Source organism: Paraburkholderia sp. CNPSo 3281 (assembly GCF_024206515.1).
GTDB classification, from domain to species: Bacteria; Pseudomonadota; Gammaproteobacteria; order Burkholderiales; family Burkholderiaceae; genus Paraburkholderia; species Paraburkholderia nodosa.
Genome location: NZ_JAMBPS010000044.1, coordinates 1 through 18,112 on the forward strand (window position 1 = coordinate 1; position 18,112 = coordinate 18,112).

At 66.5% G+C, this 18,112-nt stretch carries 17 protein-coding genes and 2 pseudogenes; 14 read left to right on the forward strand and 5 right to left on the reverse strand.

The window, feature by feature from the left end; all coding sequences use genetic code 11:
- Nucleotides 1-1,108: methyl-accepting chemotaxis protein (locus tag M3I56_RS41170; RefSeq protein WP_302057062.1), on the reverse strand; the 1,108-nt coding region annotated here is incomplete at its 3' end.
- 262 nt (nt 1,109-1,370) lie between these two features.
- Here M3I56_RS41170 and M3I56_RS30330 point away from each other — a divergent pair.
- On the forward strand, nt 1,371-1,952 hold the full coding sequence (locus M3I56_RS30330; protein ID WP_254357087.1) for a cytochrome b: 582 nt from the start codon (nt 1,371-1,373) through the stop codon (nt 1,950-1,952).
- Between the two features lie 12 nt (nt 1,953-1,964).
- Here the strand turns inward: M3I56_RS30330 and M3I56_RS30335 are convergent, their stop codons facing one another.
- Complete coding sequence (locus M3I56_RS30335; protein ID WP_254357088.1) at nt 1,965-2,585, reverse strand: LysR substrate-binding domain-containing protein; 621 nt, start codon at nt 2,583-2,585, stop codon at nt 1,965-1,967.
- 33 nt (nt 2,586-2,618) lie between these two features.
- Between M3I56_RS30335 and M3I56_RS30340 the strand changes: the two are divergent.
- The 5 genes and pseudogenes from M3I56_RS30340 to M3I56_RS30360 all read left to right on the forward strand — a co-directional run.
- Nucleotides 2,619-3,284 (forward strand): annotated as a pseudogene (locus M3I56_RS30340) (MFS transporter); the annotation flags it as partial.
- A 107-nt stretch (nt 3,285-3,391) separates the two neighbouring features.
- Nucleotides 3,392-3,715, forward strand: a complete 324-nt coding sequence (locus tag M3I56_RS30345) for a helix-turn-helix transcriptional regulator (protein WP_028202531.1) — start codon at nt 3,392-3,394, stop codon at nt 3,713-3,715.
- A 100-nt stretch (nt 3,716-3,815) separates the two neighbouring features.
- Complete coding sequence (locus M3I56_RS30350; RefSeq protein WP_254357089.1) at nt 3,816-4,877, forward strand: alkene reductase; 1,062 nt, start codon at nt 3,816-3,818, stop codon at nt 4,875-4,877.
- A 257-nt stretch (nt 4,878-5,134) separates the two neighbouring features.
- Nucleotides 5,135-5,335: a DUF3562 domain-containing protein gene (locus M3I56_RS30355; protein WP_028202533.1), complete on the forward strand. Its 201-nt coding sequence runs from the start codon at nt 5,135-5,137 to the stop codon at nt 5,333-5,335.
- 264 nt (nt 5,336-5,599) lie between these two features.
- Nucleotides 5,600-5,830, forward strand: a pseudogene (locus M3I56_RS30360) (DUF2866 domain-containing protein); the annotation flags it as partial.
- Nucleotides 5,831-6,022: 192 nt separating this feature from the next.
- Here M3I56_RS30360 and dapA read toward each other — a convergent pair.
- On the reverse strand, nt 6,023-6,877 hold the full coding sequence (gene dapA, locus M3I56_RS30365) for a 4-hydroxy-tetrahydrodipicolinate synthase (RefSeq protein ID WP_254357090.1): 855 nt from the start codon (nt 6,875-6,877) through the stop codon (nt 6,023-6,025).
- A 451-nt stretch (nt 6,878-7,328) separates the two neighbouring features.
- On the opposite strand from dapA, the gene M3I56_RS30370 reads away from it, so the two are divergent.
- On the forward strand, nt 7,329-8,621 hold the full coding sequence (locus M3I56_RS30370) for an aspartate carbamoyltransferase (RefSeq protein WP_028202535.1): 1,293 nt from the start codon (nt 7,329-7,331) through the stop codon (nt 8,619-8,621).
- 83 nt (nt 8,622-8,704) lie between these two features.
- Here the strand turns inward: M3I56_RS30370 and M3I56_RS30375 are convergent, their stop codons facing one another.
- Nucleotides 8,705-9,775 (reverse strand): zinc-binding dehydrogenase, encoded by a 1,071-nt coding sequence (locus M3I56_RS30375; protein ID WP_254357091.1) that lies wholly within the window; start codon nt 9,773-9,775, stop codon nt 8,705-8,707.
- 64 nt (nt 9,776-9,839) lie between these two features.
- On the opposite strand from M3I56_RS30375, the gene M3I56_RS30380 reads away from it, so the two are divergent.
- Both M3I56_RS30380 and M3I56_RS30385 read left to right on the forward strand, forming a co-directional pair.
- Complete coding sequence (locus tag M3I56_RS30380) at nt 9,840-10,808, forward strand: LysR family transcriptional regulator (protein WP_254357092.1); 969 nt, start codon at nt 9,840-9,842, stop codon at nt 10,806-10,808.
- Between the two features lie 163 nt (nt 10,809-10,971).
- Nucleotides 10,972-12,624, forward strand: coding sequence for a cyclic nucleotide-binding domain-containing thioredoxin-disulfide reductase (locus M3I56_RS30385; RefSeq protein WP_254357093.1), 1,653 nt, complete (start codon nt 10,972-10,974; stop codon nt 12,622-12,624).
- Between the two features lie 132 nt (nt 12,625-12,756).
- Here the strand turns inward: M3I56_RS30385 and M3I56_RS30390 are convergent, their stop codons facing one another.
- Nucleotides 12,757-12,966 (reverse strand): hypothetical protein, encoded by a 210-nt coding sequence (locus tag M3I56_RS30390; protein ID WP_254357094.1) that lies wholly within the window; start codon nt 12,964-12,966, stop codon nt 12,757-12,759.
- Between the two features lie 20 nt (nt 12,967-12,986).
- On the opposite strand from M3I56_RS30390, the gene M3I56_RS30395 reads away from it, so the two are divergent.
- The 5 genes from M3I56_RS30395 (at nt 12,987) to M3I56_RS30415 (ending at nt 17,984) form a co-directional block, all read left to right on the forward strand.
- On the forward strand, nt 12,987-13,703 hold the full coding sequence (locus tag M3I56_RS30395; RefSeq protein ID WP_254357095.1) for a (2Fe-2S)-binding protein: 717 nt from the start codon (nt 12,987-12,989) through the stop codon (nt 13,701-13,703).
- A 16-nt stretch (nt 13,704-13,719) separates the two neighbouring features.
- Nucleotides 13,720-14,736 carry a xanthine dehydrogenase family protein subunit M gene (locus M3I56_RS30400; protein WP_254357096.1) on the forward strand — a complete coding sequence of 339 codons (1,017 nt, stop codon included), beginning with the start codon at nt 13,720-13,722 and terminating at the stop codon, nt 14,734-14,736.
- Nucleotides 14,733-16,964, forward strand: coding sequence for a xanthine dehydrogenase family protein molybdopterin-binding subunit (locus M3I56_RS30405; protein WP_254357097.1), 2,232 nt, complete (start codon nt 14,733-14,735; stop codon nt 16,962-16,964). Before M3I56_RS30400 ends, M3I56_RS30405 begins: the two co-directional genes overlap by 4 nt.
- A gap of 161 nt (nt 16,965-17,125) precedes the next feature.
- The gene (locus M3I56_RS30410; protein ID WP_254357098.1) at nt 17,126-17,713 is read left to right on the forward strand and encodes an NTP transferase domain-containing protein; all 588 of its coding nucleotides are present in this window, start codon (nt 17,126-17,128) and stop codon (nt 17,711-17,713) included.
- Between the two features lie 121 nt (nt 17,714-17,834).
- Nucleotides 17,835-17,984, forward strand: a complete 150-nt coding sequence (locus M3I56_RS30415; RefSeq protein ID WP_169739093.1) for a hypothetical protein — start codon at nt 17,835-17,837, stop codon at nt 17,982-17,984.
- Nucleotides 17,985-18,112 lie beyond the last annotated feature (128 nt).

Genomic DNA, 18,112 nt, shown 5'->3' on the forward strand with positions numbered 1-18,112 from the left:
ACCCCCGCCCCTGATCGCCCGCACGCGCTGCCTCGACCGAAGCGTTGAGCGCGAGAATGTTGGTCTGGAACGCGATGCCGTCGATCACGCCGATGATGTCGGTAATGCGTTCGCACGAGCGATAAATGTCGCCCATCGTCTCGATCACCGCCTTGATCGCCCCGCGCCCCTGCGTCGCGACCTCGCTCGCCGAGCCCGCCAGCGCGCTGGCCGTCATTGCGTGATCGACGCTCTCGTGCACGCTTTGCTTGAGCTGCTCCATTGCCGCTACCATGCCTTCGAGCGAACGGCGCTGCTGCCCGGTCCGCTCCGAAAGGACGGCGTTACGCGCGCTGGTTCCCGCTACGGACTCCGAAACTTCGCTCACGCTATCGCGCACCTGCAGCAGCGTCTTACGCACGGCCGCGAGCGTGGCGTGGAATGCGCCGGCGACGTCGCTTGCGGGCCGCGCCTGCTCGCTCAGCGTGATGTAGCCCGAAGCCTGGCCGATCCCCTCCGACATGGCCGCGAGTTCGCCCGCAATGTTCGCGTCGCGCTCCTGGCGCGCCGAAATCGCTGCGATGAACAAGGTTTGCAGCCAGAGAAACGCCCAGTGCTGCGCCACGACATCGAAGCCCGTCTGCGCAAAGACTCTGACAGGCCAGCCCCACGCCTGAAAATAGTTGAACGCGAGTTGCTGGACGGAGATGAAGCCGGTAGCGAGCAGCACGACCTGCACGTCGCGATAGGCAAGCAGCAGCGAAAGCAGGATGAACACCACGAAGTGAAACTCGTCCTGGCCGCCCCCCACGTCGATCAAAAGGGCCGCGCCGCCCATGAAGGTGAGCGCGGAACCCATCCTGGCGATCTTGTGCCCCGGCAGGGCAAGTGCGAGCAGCGTGGACACGAGCGCCAGCGGCAATCCGACGACGAGCACGGGTGTGAGCGCGTCGAAGTGCCAGCCGATCCCCAAGGCGCCGGCCAGAAGAATCCAGTTGACCAGCGCGCAAGCCCTGTCGGCTCGTTTGCGCGCGTTCATGAGCGGGCTTTCGACGGCCGCTCGCCGGCGAGCGGCATTGGCTGCGGCGTACGCCTCGCCAAACGGGGCTTCTGCGAAATTGCTGGACATGGAATTCCCGACTCCTGATTGACAATGCAACTTACGGCCAAAGTGAGACAGACAGGCCGAATCACTTTACGCAGTTATCGGCAGGTCAACCGACAACTAGATAAGGGAAATCCATCGAAGAATTCTGGTTGACTTATCATCCAATGTCATTTTGGCGACAGCCGTTGTAACGGGACCTAACAAAACTGCATCGGCCGGGGATGTTCCGCAGAGCCGTTTTTGTGGCAGGCTTGGTTAATTCGACCGCGAAAAGGCCTTTACCATGTCCCGAAGCCCACACTCCGTTTCCGCGTTGTCGTTCGCACGTCCCACCTACGGCTTGACGCTACGCGTGCTGCATTGGCTGACGGCGCTATGCATGTTCGTGGTGATCCCGGTGGCGTGGTACATGACGACGATGGACCGTCATGACCCGTCGCGCGGCAGTTGGGTGAATTTCCACAAATCGATTGGCCTGACCGTCCTGCTGCTCACGCTGATCCGCGTGGTGACACGACTTTCCGGCTCCGCGCCGCCGCTGCCGCAACGCATTCCGGCGTTCGAGCAGAAGCTCGCGCATATCGGTCATGGCTTGCTGTATCTGATTCTCTTTGCCATGCCGATCAGTGGATATATCAACTCGTATGGCGGCGGCCATCCGGTGAACTGGTTCTGGCTGTTTCAGGTGCCCGCCGTCGTGCCGGCAGACAAGGCGCTCGGCCATCTCGGCTCGAAGGTCCACTACTGGCTGGCGTACCTGACGTACGTACTGATCGCCGGGCACGTGCTCGCGGTGATCTACCATCAACTGGTGCAGCGCGTGGACATCCTGGGACGCATGACGGGGCGCGCGGGCAACCGCTGACGCGCCCGGTCATCACAACGCGCGTTCGATCGCCACGATCAGGGCCCTCAGCACCCCCTCGATGGGGCGCGAAAGTCGCCGGTCGCGCATCGTCATCACACACAGGTTGCGCTGGTTGAGCGTGGGTTCGTCGAAGCGCTTCGCCACCAGCGAAAGATCGTCCGCGAGGCCCGAAAGCGAGAGCCGGCTGCCGAGCGTAATCGCGCCCGCCAGCGCCGCGAACGCATGCAAGGCGCTCGAATTGTTGCTCGTGAGGATGGGCTCGAGCTTGATGCCGTGCCGAGCGCAGCACTCGTCGAATAGCTGGCGCGCCGTGTTGCCGCGCTCGAGCAGCGCGACGGGATAATCACGCAGGTCCGCGAGCGTGAGCGAGGCGCGCTGCGCCAGCGGATGCCCCGGATCGAGCAGCGCGCAGATCGGCGCCTGTGCGCTGTACTGCACGTAGACCTTCGCGGGGTCGCCGCTCGAAAACGCCAGCCCCAGGTCCGCCTCGCCCGTGGCCACCCACTGCTCGACCTGCGAAGGCGCGCCCGAGCGCAGATTGAAATGCACGTGCGGCGCGGCGGCGTGATGCTGCGCGAGCACGTGGGGCAGGAACGAGCGCGTAAAGCCCTCGGTGCAGCCGATTCGCACGATGCCGTGCCCGAGCGCCTTGGCCGTGGCGACATTGAAGACGCCGAGGACTTCAAGCGCACCGCGCGCACCGAAACGCCCGTGCGCGAAGTGCTGGGCCAGCAAAAGCGGCTCGTGCTCACGGCGGTCGGCCTGATGACCGTCTCGACGGCGGTCAACTATCTGCTGCAATACATTCCCACGTTCGCGATCCGCCAGCTGCATCTGCCGGCGGCAACCGGCTTCGCGGCGACGATGGCGGGCGGCGTGATCCTCACCGTCGTCACGCCGTTCGCGGGGCATCTGTCCGACCGCATCGGGCGGCGCACGCAGATGACCTGTGTGACGCTGCTCTTTCTCGCGAGCGCCTACCCCGGCTTCGCCTGGGCGACCAGCCATGCGAGTGCGCTGCCGCTCTTCGTGCTGATTGCGTGGCTCGCGCTCCTGAAGTCGATCTATTTCGGCGCCCTGCCCGCGCTCATGGCCGAGATCTTCCCGGCCGCGACGCGCGCCACCGGCATGTCGATCGGCTACAACATCGGCGTGACCGTGTTCGGCGGCTTCACCCCGGCCATCGTCACGTGGATGCTGAGCGCCACCGGCGAGAAGAGCGCGCCGAGCTACTGGCTGATCGCGACCGCCATGATCAGTTTGTCCGCGCTGGCGTATGTGAGCCGCGTGCGCGTCGCGGCCACGGTTGCGCAGCGGGCGACGGCGTAAATCGAGCGAGGAAAAGGGAAATGTGTCGACAACCCTATTGAAATCAGTGTCATCGCCCATATCGTAGAATTCCGATATATGATTCGGACAGTTACGATGCAGCCTCGATGAAGAACCCCTCTACCACTCCCGATCTGGACGTCGACGCGATCTGCAAGGCGCTCTCCAATCCCGTGCGCCGCGAGATTCTTGCGTGCCTGCGCGAGCCGCAGATGCACTTCGGCGACCAGGCGCTGCCGCTCGAAAACGGCGTTTGCGCGGGCAAGATCGACGCGCATTGCGAGCTTTCGCAATCCACGGTGTCCGCCCATCTGGCCGTGTTGCAGAAGGCCGGACTCGTCACGTCCAAACGCGTGGGGCAGTGGGTGTTCTTCAAGCGCAACGAGCCGGTCATCGAGGCGTTTATCGCCCATATGAACGCGCAGTTGTGATTGCCCGGCGACGAAACATCCGCTGGATTTGCATCGTCCGTTTCGATTCCCGTATCGCTTTTCAGCCCGCGGGCCGCGCCCGCAGACAAGGTGACCCTACATGGCAACGCTTTTCGACCCCATCCAGATCGGCGACCTCACGCTGCCGAACCGCATCATCATGGCCCCGCTCACGCGTCAACGCGCAGGTGAAGTGCGCGTGCCCAACGAACTCATGGCGAAGTACTACGCCGAGCGCGCCACGGCCGGCCTCATCATCAGCGAGGCGACCTCGGTGACGCCGCAAGGCGTCGGCTATGCCGAAACGCCTGGCATCTGGTCGCAAGAGCAAGTGGAAGGCTGGAAGATCGTGACTGATGCGGTGCATGCCGCCGGCGGCCGCATCTTCATGCAGCTGTGGCACGTGGGCCGTGTGTCCGACCCTGTGTTCCTGAACGGCGACCTGCCGGTGGCGCCCAGCGCCATCGCGCCGCAAGGCAACGTGAGCCTCGTGCGTCCGCAGCGCGGCTTCGTCACGCCGCGCGCGCTCGAAACCGAAGAGATCGCCGGCGTGATCGCTGCATTCCGCCAGGGCGCGGTCAACGCGAAGGCGGCCGGTTTCGACGGCGTGGAAATTCACGGCGCGAACGGCTATCTGCTCGACCAGTTCCTGCAGGACAGCACCAACCAGCGCACGGATGCCTATGGCGGCTCGATCGAGAATCGCGCGCGCCTGCTGCTCGAAATCACCGACGCGTGTATCGATGTGTGGGGCGCGAATCGCGTGGGCATGCATATCGCACCGCGCGGCGACGCGCACACGATGGGCGATTCGAATCCGGCGGCGACGTTCGGTTATGTGGCGCGCGAGCTCGGCAAGCGCAAAATCGCGTTCCTGTTCGCGCGCGAATCGCTTGGCGACAACCGTCTTGGGCCGCAGCTGAAAGCCGAATTCGGCGGTCCGTTCATCGCCAACGAAAAGTTCTCGCTCGAATCGGCGCAGGCCGTGCTCGCCGCAGGCGAAGCCGACGCGGTCGCGTGGGGTCAGCTTTTCATCGCGAACCCCGATCTGGCGCGCCGTTTCGAACTGAACGCGCCGCTCAATGCGCCGAATCCGTCGACGTATTACGCGCGCGGCGAAACGGGCTACACGGACTACCCGTCGCTCGAAAGCGCGGCGTAAAGAACGCTTGCGGCCCATGGCCGCATGCCACCAGGCGGCCACGGCGCAGGCATTCTGTCTCGCCGTGGCCGTTTTTCGCTGGAAGTCCTGAAAATACGGGACTCGCGTGCGAGCGGGCGTTAAAGCTCAGACAGATCACGCTTTCGACGTGCGTGCGGCGATTTTGCTCGATAGGCGGATTCAATTGGTATCCCGCGCCCGGATATCCTTGAATACAAAGCCGCCTACCAACCCTCCTCGCTGATCGGAGCCAAGTCATGCCGAAGACCGCCGACGCTTCCGAGATCGTCCATACCATCGCCGAAGAAACCAACACGCCGGAAGAAACGGTCGCGCGCATCTACGCCGACACGCTCAATGAATATCGAGCGCAAGCGCGCATCCAGGACTATCTGCCGCTTTTCGCCGCGCGCAAGACACGCGCGACGCTGCGGCAAAATGGAACGAAGCCGCACTAGTCACCGCCTGTCAGCTTGTCTTTGCGCCGGCCACACATAGGCCGGCCGCTCCACCCCGCCGCGTTTTTCTGGGCGGTGCGCGCCCGCATAGGGCTCGCACCGTCGCATGCATTGGCCCACTCGGGCACACCCCGGCACGCATCGCCCAACTTCCTCTCTTAAGGTTGGTTTAATTCTTTGCTGCAACCATAGGGTCAACCCCTGTTGAGCCGCCGGAAGATCGGCGGCGTTTTTTTGTGCGGCAAGCCTAGGAGGAGCGAGGTCATGGTTGAAGACGATGTGCTGGTGCACCTGCAGTCCCTGCTGCGCGATGGCGCGGCTTCGACAGTCGCGTCGTGCCGGGTCTCCACGCCGCTCCAGCATCCGTGGGGCCGCGCCTACCGGCTCGTCGAATGGACGACGCCGCTCGACGACAGCGCGCGCCGCCAGGTCGTGCCCGCCGAAAGCACGGCGCTCGACATCGCCCGCCTCGTCGCGCAGCACGTGCCCGGCCGCCGCATTTTGCTAAACGGCGAACCCGCCGCGGTCGAACGCCTTCGCACGCGCCGCCGTCGCGCGTCCAGCGCCGCGAACGCACGCGCGGCGCGCTAGAGGCGCCGCTTTCGGGCGGCGTACACGCGGCGGCACACGCCGCGCTTCCTCCCCCAGCATCTCATCCCGCCACGCCCCCTTCCCGCGCGGGCGGCGTCAAACCACGAGGCGCGCCAGCGACGCCTCCAGTTCACCGCTCACGCGCGTCATCGGCGCGCGCAGTTCATTGCGGATCAGCCCGCACGCAGCCAGCCCAGCCTTCACCGGTCCCGGATTCGGCTCGGCGAACGCCGCGCGCACGAGCGGCACGAGCGTGTGCCAGATCGCGCGCGCATCGGCGAGGCGCCCTTCCTGCAACGCGCGCGCCATCCCCACGAAACGCTCCGGCCGCCAATGCGCCGACGCCGCAATCGCCCCGCTCGCGCCCGCGCACATCGCGCCGAACATGTCGATGTCCTCGCCGCAGAGCACCTGCAAACGGCCGTCGAGAATCAGCGCAAGCGTCTTGTCGAGCGAGCCGCCGCAGTCCTTCACCGCGACAATGCGCTCGTGCGCGGCGAGTTCGAGCAGGCTCGGCAACTCGATGTGCACGCCCGTGCGCGCGGGGATGTCGTAGACGATCAGAGGCTTGCGGCTCGCATCGGCGAGCGCCGCGAAGTGGCCGATCACACCCGCCTGCGCAGGGCGGATGTAGTAAGGCGCGGCCGCCAGCACGCCGGCGATAGGCCGTTCGTTGAGCGCCGCGATCCGCTCGCAGACCGCCGCCGTATGATTAACGCTCACGCCCGCCACAACTGGCAGGCCGCCCGCCGACGCCAGTACGGTGGCGAGCACGTCGTCCGCTTCCGCGTCGCTCAGCGCGGCGGGCTCGCCGGTCGTGCCGAGCGCGACGAAGCCGGCCACGCCAGCCTCGACGTAGTGGCGCACGAGCGCGTCGAGCGCAGCATGATCGACTGCACCGGCGTTGAACGGCGTGATGAGCGGAATCCAGATACCCGAAAACTCAGACATGACTTTCCCTTGAACTCGACCGTATGGAAGGCCCGTTCAGCGGTGCGCAGGAGGGAAGCAAGCCGGGAGTGAGGCGGAAGGCGGGGCGCCTTCGACTGGCTGTTCCGTCGCACATCTGACGGAACAGCAGACTCCGGTCAGATGAGCGGCTGTTTTTTGGCTTTGGCTTTCACCCACACCGATGCGGCCTGCGCGAGCGACGGCACCGCGCGCGTGGCGGCGGTGACATTCTGCAGATCGTGGCGGAGCGGGTTACGTAGCATGTCGCGCAGTGTAACCGAGATCGCGCGAGTTCGGGCGCGCGCCAGCAGGCGGCGTGCTGCGCGCGCGGTACGCGCTCACTCGCGCGGCAAGGTCTCTCGAGTGCTCTTCCGACAAAAGAACTTGACTTCTCGCGCCACCGAACTAATATACGCACCGCGTACATTAACCAGCAATCACGGGTGCCAGCATGAGCGTTCCGCAACAAGCCTTCCTCCGTGACGCCATGCGGCGTCTGAACATGACCCGCGACGCATTTGCGAGCCGCATCGGCGTGTCGCGCCGCGCGCTCGACACATGGCTGCTGCCCGAGGAGTCGCAGGAATCGCGCGCCATGCCGGAGATCGTCGAGCGCTTCGTTTCGGAAATCGTCGGCAACGGCGAGCCGCGCGAAGACTATACGCAAAGCGTAGATTCGCGCTCGCTCGCCAGCCAGATGCAGTTCGAGGGCAAGCCACAACTGCTTTCCGTTGACCAGTTTTCGCGCGAGTCCGTCGAAGCCCTGTTCCGCGTGGCCGACATCATGCAGCCCATCGCGCACCGCCGGAAAATCTCGCGCGTACTCGAAGGCGCGGTGCTCGGCAACCTGTTCTTCGAGGCCAGCACGCGTACGCGCGTGAGCTTCGGCGCCGCGTTCTGCCGCCTGGGCGGCTCGGTGTGCGACACGACCGGCTTCACGTTCTCCTCGATGGCCAAGGGCGAATCGATCTACGACACGAGCCGCGTGATGGCCGGCTACGTGGATGCGATGGTGATTCGGCATCCTGATCAAGGCTCGGTGGCCGAATTCGCGCGCGCCGTGAACATCCCCGTGATCAATGGCGGCGACGGTCCCGGCGAGCACCCGAGCCAGGCGCTGCTCGACCTCTACACGATCCAGCGTGAGTTCTCGCGCCTCGGCAAGATCGTCGACGGCGCGCATATCGCGCTCGTGGGCGACCTCAAGTATGGCCGCACGGTGCACTCGCTCGTGAAACTGCTTGCGCTCTATCGCGGCATCAAGTTCACGCTCATTTCGCCGCCGCAGCTCGAAATGCCGGCATACATCGTCGACAAGATCTCGACCAACGGCCACGTAGTCGAGCAGACGCATGATCTGCGCGCAGGCCTGCGCGGCGCGGATGTGGTGTACGCCACGCGCATCCAGAAGGAGCGCTTCGCCGACGAGTCGTTCGAAGGCTACACGCCCGAATTCCAGATCAACCAGGCGCTGATGGACGAGTGCTGCAGCGCTGAAACGCTCGTGATGCACCCACTGCCGCGCGACAGCCGCCCGGGCGCCAACGATCTCTCGACCGATCTGAACCACGACCCGCGCCTTGCGATCTTCCGCCAGACCGACAACGGCATTCCGGTGCGCATGGCGATTTTCGCGGTACTGCTGGGCGTGGAAAATCTCGTGCAGCATTCGATGCGCGACGCCGTGTGGCGTCCGCCCGCGTACCTCGGCCCGGACGACGCCGTGTTCCACGGCATCGACTGAGCCTCGTTGCACTCGCAACGTCATCGGCCCGCAAGCGTCAGTCGCGCTTGCGGGCCGAATTGTTTTTGGCATGCTCAAACGAATTACGACGCGCAAACCGTCACGCAGGTCAGCCCTTGCGCCTTTTCCGCCGCGTCGATCGCGCTCTCCAGCGCATCGAACGCGTGGCGCTGCACGTCGATCGCCTCGAGCGGCAGCTGCCCGGACTGCACGAGCGCGATCAGCGCACGGTAGTCCGCACCGCTGTACATGAAGTGGCCCATCAGCTCCCAGTTGTTGATGAGCATCTCGCCATACTTGATCGGCAACTCCACCTCCATGCTGCCCATCAGCACCATGCGGCCGTTGCGGCGCAGGCTGCGCAGCGCGGCGAGCGTGGCGCCCGGGTCGCTGGCGTGGCCCACCATGTCGAAGGCGAGATCGGCGCCGCCGTTCGCGGCGGCACGGATCGCCTCCACGTCGCGCGCCATCTCGCCGCTGAGCGCGACGGTGACCACGCGTGCGCCGCCGAGCTTCGCGAGCGGCGCCAGCGCCGCCGCGCGCCGCCCGAGCGCCACCACACGGCCCGCGCCGAGTGCGAGCGCATCGAGCACGGCCGCCGAGCCGAATGCGCCGGCCGCGCCGTTCACCACCACGGTTTCGCCTGCCGCGAGCCGGCCGCGCCGCAGGCCGCCGAACGGCACCACGAGCTTGCCGAGCGCCGCGAGCTGCGCCGAGGGGACGTGATCGAGGCCATCGAGCGGGAACACCGTCGAGGCCGGAAACTCGACCGCCTCGCGCAGCGTGCCGTGCGGAAAATCGCCGAGCATGGGCGCGCTGTCCGGGCTGATCGCCGTGAGCCCGAGCAGCGCCTGGGCGGGTTCGCGCAGCGCTTCGTCGGCAACCCAGTAGGGGCTCAGCGCCACGCGCTGGCCGACGCGATAGCCGTACACGCCTGCGCCGACGGCGAGCACCCGGCCGATGCCGTTGGTCCCCGGTGAAAACGGCCCCTGCGGGTAGCCGTAGGGCAGCTTGCCCTGCACGTACTGGCGCGTATAGCTCAGGAGCGGCACGGCCTCCACGCCCACCAGCAACGCGCCGCGGCGCGGTTCGGGTTGCGGCACGTCGCGCAGTGCGAGCGGCTGGCCGGGTTGATCGAGCATCCAGGCTTTCATGGCTTCTCCTAGCAGAAAGGGTGCGCATCTGACGGATTGAACTCTAGGCGAGCAAGACGTATTCTTGAAATCAATTGCCGACATTCCACGTATCACTGTGATTGATCTCTCTGGCGTCGACCTGAACCTGCTCGTGTCGCTCGACGCCCTGCTCGCCGAGTCGAACGTGACGCGCGCCGCCGCGCGCCTGAATCTCACGCAGCCGGCCGTTTCGGCGCAGCTCGCGCGGCTGCGCCAGCTCTTTGACGACCCGCTGCTCATTCCCGCCGCCAATGGCCGCGGCATGACGTCCACGGCGCGCGCGCTCGAACTCATGGAGCCGCTGCATGCGGCGCTCAAGACGCTCGAAATGGTGGTGCGCCGCGAGCCCGCGTTCGATCCGCTCACGGGCACGCGGCGCTTTGTGGTCGCCGCGAGCGACCAGTGCGTGGCCGTGCTCGGCCTGCCGCTGATGATCGCGTGGCCGCGTCTGGCCGGACCTGGACTGCAGCTGGCGTTCATCGCCATTGAATCCGGGTCGCTCGCGGAGCGCTTCGAGCGCGGCGAAATCGATTTACTGCTCGGCTCCGCGCAGCAGGTGCCGCCAACGCTGAAGGCCAGAAAGCTCTACGACGAACGCTTCGTCGTGGCGCAGCGCAAAGGCCACCCGCGCGGCGCGGCCCCGTTCGACCTGGACAGCTATTGCGCGCTCGAGCACGTGCTCGTTTCGACCAGCGGCGCGAGCTTCTTCGGCTTCATGGATGAGCATCTCGAAGCGCTTGGCCGACGCCGCCGCGTGGCGCACTCGGTTCAGCATTTCACGCTCGTGCCCGAGGTGCTCGCGCGCACGGACTACGTGGCGACGCTGCCTTGCCGGCTCATCGCACGCCACGAGGACCGCGTGGACCTGTTCGAGCTGCCGTTCGAGGCACGCGGCTTTTCGATGCATGCGGCATGGCATCCGCGCAATCACGCCGATCCGGCGCTCGTCTGGCTGCGCGAGGCCGTGGCTGCACTAGACACCGACGACATCGTTAGCGATCCTCTTGAATGACACTCGTGCGCAATTCGTCAGTCGATTAATTCGGCGATTGTCCGCATGCGCGCCGCCTATACTGCATGAGATGTCAAAAAAACGGCCGCGCCGCAACACGAAGGCCCGGTCCCCGCGCCGCTGTCCCATCGTCGTTTCCTGCTTGTCCGCGACTTGCGAAGCCATGCTGACCACAGACGAAATCCGCGCGATCCCGCTGTTCTCCACGCTTCCCGAAGCCGAACTCGAACGCCTCGCCCACACCTCCGCGGACCTGCACCTGAGTCCCGGTGAGTACGCCGTGCACGAAGGCGGCGAGCGTGCGCTCTATGCCGTGCTGTCCGGCAAGATGGAGGTCGTCAAGCTCTTTGACGGCATCGAGCGCACGCTTGGTTGGCGCTTGCCCGGCACGATCTTCGGTGAGGTGCCGCTTGCGCTCAGCTCGCCGTTTCCCGGCGCGTATCGCGCAGCCGTGCCCTCGCGCGTCATGCGCGTGGACGCGCAGCACTACTACGCGCTCGCCGCCGCCTCGTCAGACGTCGCCACGCGCATGGGCGCGCTCGCCCGCGAACGCATAGGCGGATTGCAGGGCCTTTCCGCGGAGCCGCCGAAAACACGCGTCACGCTCGTTGGCGCGCGCTGGGACCCGGCTTGCGCGAACCTCCGCCAATTTCTCGCGCGCAACCAGATCAGCTGCGAGTGGATGACGCCCGACGCGCCCGAACTCAAAACACGCTGGAACGGCCCCTGCCCCGAGGACCAGCACTGCCCCGCCTTGCGCCTCGCCGACGGCACCCTGCTGAGCCGCCCCGCGACGCGCGACCTGGCGGAACGCCTGGGGCTGCAAACCCAGCCGCGTCTCGCGGAATACGACACGCTGATTATCGGCGGCGGCCCGGCTGGCCTTGCTGCCGCTGTCTATGGTGCGTCGGAAGGACTCCGTACCATTGTGGTCGAGCGTGAAGCCCCGGGGGGCCAGGCGGGCACCTCTTCGCGCATCGAAAATTATCTGGGCTTTCCTGGCGGCATTTCCGGCGACGAACTGGCGAGCCGCGCGTTGCAGCAGGCAAGGCGCCTCGGCGCCGAAATCCTCGTCACGCGCGCGGTTGCACGCGTCGATACCGCCGCGCGCGAAGTCCACCTCGACGGCGGCGACGTGGTGCGAGCGCACACGCTCATTCTCGCGACGGGCGTCACCTGGCGGCGTCTTGCGATCGAAGGCTTCGACCGCTTCATCGGCAAAGGCATCTATTACGGCGCGGCGCGCAGTGAGGCGAGCGGCACGCACGGACTCGACGTGTATCTGATCGGCGGCGGCAATTCTTCGGGACAGGCCGCGCTGTACTTCGCCAATCATGCGCGCGGCGTGACGCTCATCGTGCGCGGCGAGTCGCTCGAAAACAAGATGTCGCGCTATCTCGTCGAGCAGTTGGTGGGAAAGGAGAACGTCCGCGTCGAACTGAATTCGGAAGTGGTCGGCGTGTATGGAGAGACGCATCTCGACGCCATCGACGTGCTCAATACGGCCAGCGCAAGCGTGAGCCGCCGCGAATGTGGCGGCCTGTTCGTATTCATTGGCGCGGACGCGGAAACGGGCTGGCTGCCGCAGGAGATCGCCTGCGACAAGCGCGGCTACGTGCTGACCGGCGACGATAGCGTGAAAGCCGGGCGCTGGTCGCACCGGCGCGATCCTTACCTGCTCGAGTCGAGCGTACCCGGCATCTTTGCCTGCGGGGACGTGCGACTGAGCCCGGTCAAGCGGGTAGCCTCTGCCGTTGGCGAAGGCAGCATGGCGATCGCCTTCGTGCATCGTTACCTTCAGGAAGACGGCGCATAGCGTTGCGCGAAGCAACGCGCCCGCGCCGCGCACGATCTTTCAATACGCTTTTCCCGTTTGCTGCATTGCATTTCTGTCCACGACGCCAGCTTCGCGCCGGGCTGGCGTCAGCCATGCGACAGCGTTGTGCCATCAAGCACCAGGCAGCGAAAAATTCACGCGTAAGCGCTTTACTTTCGTGTTCGAGAAGTGCAATTTGCAGTTCTGCAGTGCCCGGCCGAGCCACCGCGGCATCGGAATTGCTTCACGAAAGAAGCGCGCCGCTGCGCGACGAAGCCCTGCGCAACCCCGCGCGGCCAGCGCCTGAAGTCCCGGTTTACGTTCTTTACGTTCCGTCTTCATCCTGGAGTCCGCAGATCGCCATGTCCAACGAACGTCCCCTCGATGCGCCGTGCGATTGCGACGACGCCTCCCAAGCTTCCCCCTCCCGCGCGCCCGCCGACGTCACTCGCCGCCGCTTCCTGCAATCGGCGGCCGCCGCTGCCGCGTTGAGCGCGACGCCTCATCTGCATGCACAGAATGCGCCGCCGGCCACGGCCCCAACCGAAGCGCCGCCCCCCGCGCCCGCGCAACCGGTCCGGCTCGACATCAACGGCCGCGCATACGCGCTGCATATCGAACCGCGCGTCACGCTGCTCGATGCGCTGCGCGACTATGCGGGCCTCACCGGCACGAAGAAGGGCTGCGATCGCGGCCAGTGCGGCGCCTGCACGGTGCTCGTCGAAGGACGGCGCATCAACAGTTGCCTCACGCTGGCCGTGATGCACGAAGGCCGGCGCATCACCACGGTCGAAGGGCTCGCGGGCGTGGCCACGTTGAGTCCCGTGCAGCGCGCCTTTATCGAGCACGACGCCTTCCAGTGCGGCTTCTGTACGCCGGGCCAGCTGTGTTCGGCCACGGCATGCCTGAGCGAATTTGCGGCAGGCGCAGCGAGCGCCGCCACGCCCGACGTGCGCACACGCCCCGCGCAACTGAGCGATGCCGAAATACGCGAGCGCATGAGCGGCAACATCTGCCGCTGCGGCGCCTATGTCAACATCGTGGCCGCCGTGCGCGACGCGCACACGGCCAGCGCCTGAGCACGGAGGCACAGAAATGGATGCCCTCTCGTACCAGCGCGCCGTCGACGTGAACGGCGCGATTGCCGCCGCGCAGCGGCCCGGTGCGATGTTCATCGGCGGCGGCACGAATCTGCTCGATCTCATGAAAGGCGGCGTCGCGCATCCGGTGACGCTCATCGATATTACGCGCATCGCGGCGCTCGATCAGGTTCAAACGCTGCCCAACGGCGGCCTGCGCATCGGCGCGCTCGTGCGCAACAGCGACGCGGCCAATCACACGCTTGTGCGCACGCGTTACCCGTTGCTCTCGCAAGCGCTGCTCGCCGGCGCTTCGCCGCAACTGCGTAACATGGCGACCGTGGGCGGCAATCTCATGCAACGCACGCGCTGCCCGTATTTCTATGACACTGCGTTCACCCAATGCAACAAGCGCGCGCCCGGCAGCGGCTGTGCGGCGATTGGCGGCTTCAATCGCATGCATGCGATCCTCGGCGCAAGCGCACAATGCGTGGCCGTCAATCCGTCCGACATGAGCGTCGCCCTCGCGGCGCTCGACGCCGCCGTGCAGGTGAGCGGTCCGGGCGGCGCGCGCACGATTGCGTTCGCGTCGTTTCATCGCCTGCCCGGCGACCGGCCCGATCTCGACACGACGCTTCAGTCAGGTGAACTGATCACCTCGGTCGACTTGCCGCCACCGTTGTTCAGCGAGCATGCGCACTACCTCAAGATCCGCGACCGCGCGAGCTATGCCTTCGCGCTCGTCTCGGTCGCGAGCGCGCTGCAACTCGACGGACACCGCATCCGCACGGCGCGCATCGCGCTGGGCGGCGTTGCGCATCGGCCCTGTCGCGCGAGCGTGGCGGAGCAACATCTTGAGGGAAAAACGCTCGACGAGTCGACGCTACGCGAGGCCGCTGCGGCGGAACTCGCGCAGGCAAAGCCGCTGAGTGGCAATGCGTTCAAGGTCGGGCTCGCGCAGCGCGCGATCGTCCGCTCGACCATGCTCGCCGCCGCCGGCACGCAAGGTAAAAGCACCGGAGAGATCGCATGAGCGCGCTGACCGGACAACCGATGGACCGCATCGACGGCATGCTCAAGGTCACGGGCGGCGCGCTCTACGCGAGCGATTTCCCCGAAACGCGACTCGCCCATGCCGTGCTCGTCACCAGCACGATTGCGAGCGGCACCATCACCTCGATCGACACGAACCGCGCGCAGTCGATGCCCGGCGTGCTGCTGGTCATGACGTACCAGAGCGCGATGCGGCTGCCCAACGGCGGCCGCTCGCCGCTCAAACCGCCGGCGGGGCGACACCTCACGCTGCTGCAGGACAACGTCGTGCGCTACAGCAACGAGCCGGTTGCGGTCGTGGTGGCCGACACGCTGGAACACGCCACCGATGCCGCGCGCCACGTCAACATCGTCTACGCGCCGACACCGGCCACGCTCGACTTCAACCGTGCGAAAGGCGACGCGCACGCGCCGCCAAGCCCGATGGGCCGCCCGGTCGAATCGACGCGCGGCAACGTCGAAGCTGGACTACACGAAGGCGCGGTGCGCTTCGAGGCCGTCTACACCACGCCCACGCAGTTCCACAACCCGATGGAACCGCATGCGACGATGGCGCACTGGGACGGCCCGGACCTCACGCTCTACGACGCCACCCAGGGCGTGAGCGGCACGCGCGACGCGGTGGCGGCCGTCTTCGGCATCGCGCCGGACAACGTGCGCGTAATTTCGCCGTTCCTCGGCGGCGGCTTCGGCTGCAAGGGTTCGTCGTGGTCGCATGTGAGCCTGTGCGCGATGGCCGCGAAGCAGACGGGACGCCCGGTGAGGCTCGCGCTCGCGCGGCCGCAGATGTTCGGGCCGGTCGGCTCGCGCCCGCACACGGAGCAGCATCTCGCGCTCGCCGCGCGCGCGGACGGCACACTCACGGGCCTGCGCCACGACACGCTTGCCCACACGTCCACGTTCGAAGACTGGCTCGAGATGTGCGGCCTCGTCACGCGCATGATGTACGCGGTGCCCCATTGCAGCACGAGTCATCGTGTCGTACCCCTGAATGTCGGCACGCCGACCTTCACGCGCGCGCCCGGTGAAACCACGGGCTCGTTCGCGCTCGAATCGGCTATGGACGAGCTGGCGTGGCAACTGAAAATGGACCCGGTTGCGCTGCGCCTGAAGAACTACGCAGAAAGCGAACCGCAGGACGGCAAGCCGTGGTCCTCGAAGGCGCTGCGCCAATGTTATGAGGCGGGCGCGCAGCGCTTCAACTGGTCGCGGCGCATCGCCACGCCGCGCGCCATGCGCAACGGCAACACGCTCATCGGCCTTGGCATGGCGAGCGCGACCTATCCCGCGAATCGCAGCGAAGCCGCCGCCGTGGCGCGCATCCTGCCCGACGGCAACGCGATGGTCGCGTCGGGCACTCAGGACATCGGCACCGGCACCTACACGGTGATGACCCAGGTGGCCGCCGACGCGCTCGGCTTCCCGCCCAATCGCATCCGCTTTGCGCTGGGCGATTCGACCTTGCCGATCGCACCGGTTTCGGGCGGCTCGCAGTCGGCGGCGAGTGTCTCGCCCGCCGTGCAGGCCGCATGCACAGCCGTGCGCGACAAGCTCATTGCGCTCGCGCGCGCCGATCGCGGCTCACCCGTCTACGGACTCGCCGACGACGACGTGACCGTGCAGGACGGCTGGGTCGTGAGCCGCAGCGACAGCTCGCGCCGCGATCCGGCCGCCGCCGTCATCGCCCGCGCGGGCGGCCAGCCGGTCGAGGCGCAGGTCGCGACGAAGCCAGGCGCGGAAAAGCAGCAGTATGCGTTTCACTCATTCGGCGCGGTGTTCGCCGAAGTGCACGTCGATGCCGATACCGGAACGGTACAGGTGGCGCACATCGTCGGCGCGTACGACGTGGGACGCGTGCTCAACGAAAAAACGGCGCGCAGCCAGTTGATGGGCGGCATGGTGTGGGGCGTGGGCACAGCCCTGCACGAAGAGGGCCTCTTCGACACGCGCATGGGGCGCATTGCGAACAACAATCTCGCCGAATACCACGTGCCCGTGAACGCGGACATCGACGAACTGGACGTGCTGTTCGTCGGCGAACCGGATCTGCGCTTCAACCCGCTTGGCGTGCGCGGCATCGGCGAGATCGGTATTACCGGCGTCCCGGCGGCCATTGCGAACGCTGTTTATCACGCCACCGGCGTGCGCGTGCGCGATTTGCCGATCACGCTCGACAAGGTCGTTCCGCAGATGAACTCACTCGCATGATCGGCACTGTGCGGCCTGCCATGCAGGTCCTGCACCCGCATAGTGCATGAGCGGACGGTAAACGCAGGAGAAAGCCAGGCAAATGCCGCGCACGGGGCTTGCCTCACGTGCGCTTGCGCCGCACAATCACTGCTCACCCTCTTCGCGGGCGTACCACACCCATGGCCTATGCTTCGTTCGCCACCGGCGTGTTGCTCGCCGCCGGCACCGGTTCGCGCTTCGATCCCAACGGTCTGCGCAACAAGCTCCTCGCTCCACTTCCAGAAGGTACGTGCGTCGCGCGCGAGTCCGCGCAACGGCTGCTGCGCGTCGTACCCAAGGTGATCGCCGTGGTGCGTCCCGGGGCGGAAACACTCGCGCATGTGCTCAACGATGCGGGCTGCGACGTGGTGTTCGCGCCCGACGCCGCGCGCGGCATGGGCGCGAGCCTGGCTGCCGGCGTGGAAACCGATCATGAAGCGGAAAGCTGGATCGTCGCGCTGGCCGACATGCCATGCATTGCCGTCGAATCGATCGAAGCCGTGGCGCGTGCGCTGGATGGCGGCGCATCGCTCGTTGCGCCGTTCTATCGTGGGCAGCGCGGGCATCCGGTGGGCTTCGGCTACCCGCATCGCGCGGCGCTCGTCGCGCTCGATGGCGACGCGGGCGCACGCGCCCTGCTGAGCACACAGCCGCTGACGCGCATCGAAGTCGACGACCCAGGCATTCTGCGCGACGTCGACACGCCGGCCGACCTCAACGGGCTCTGATTCGCGCGCACTCGCGCGCTGCGATTGTTCAATTGCGAGTGCCAGGCATGCAATCGATCGCCTACGCTATAAGCTGACGCGCACCACACGGCCACACGCTTTAGCGCAAGAGGACCTCGCGATGATCTGCTCGCACACGAATCCGCTTCCCGATCCACTCGCCGATCCGACGCGGGACCCCGAACGCGACCCGCTCGCCCCGCCGGCACCGGGCCATCACAACGACGAACCGCAGCAGCCCGAGGGACCGCCTGACAAGGACCCCGTGTGATGGCGCGCCCGGTCTCCACGGCCGGGCATCGCGTCTCACGGCCGTAGCGGCGCCCGCGACGACGGTTCGCAAGCGCCGCAGTCATCCTTGCGCGCTCCGCGCTTCTTCCGACCCCATATCCCCGCCTT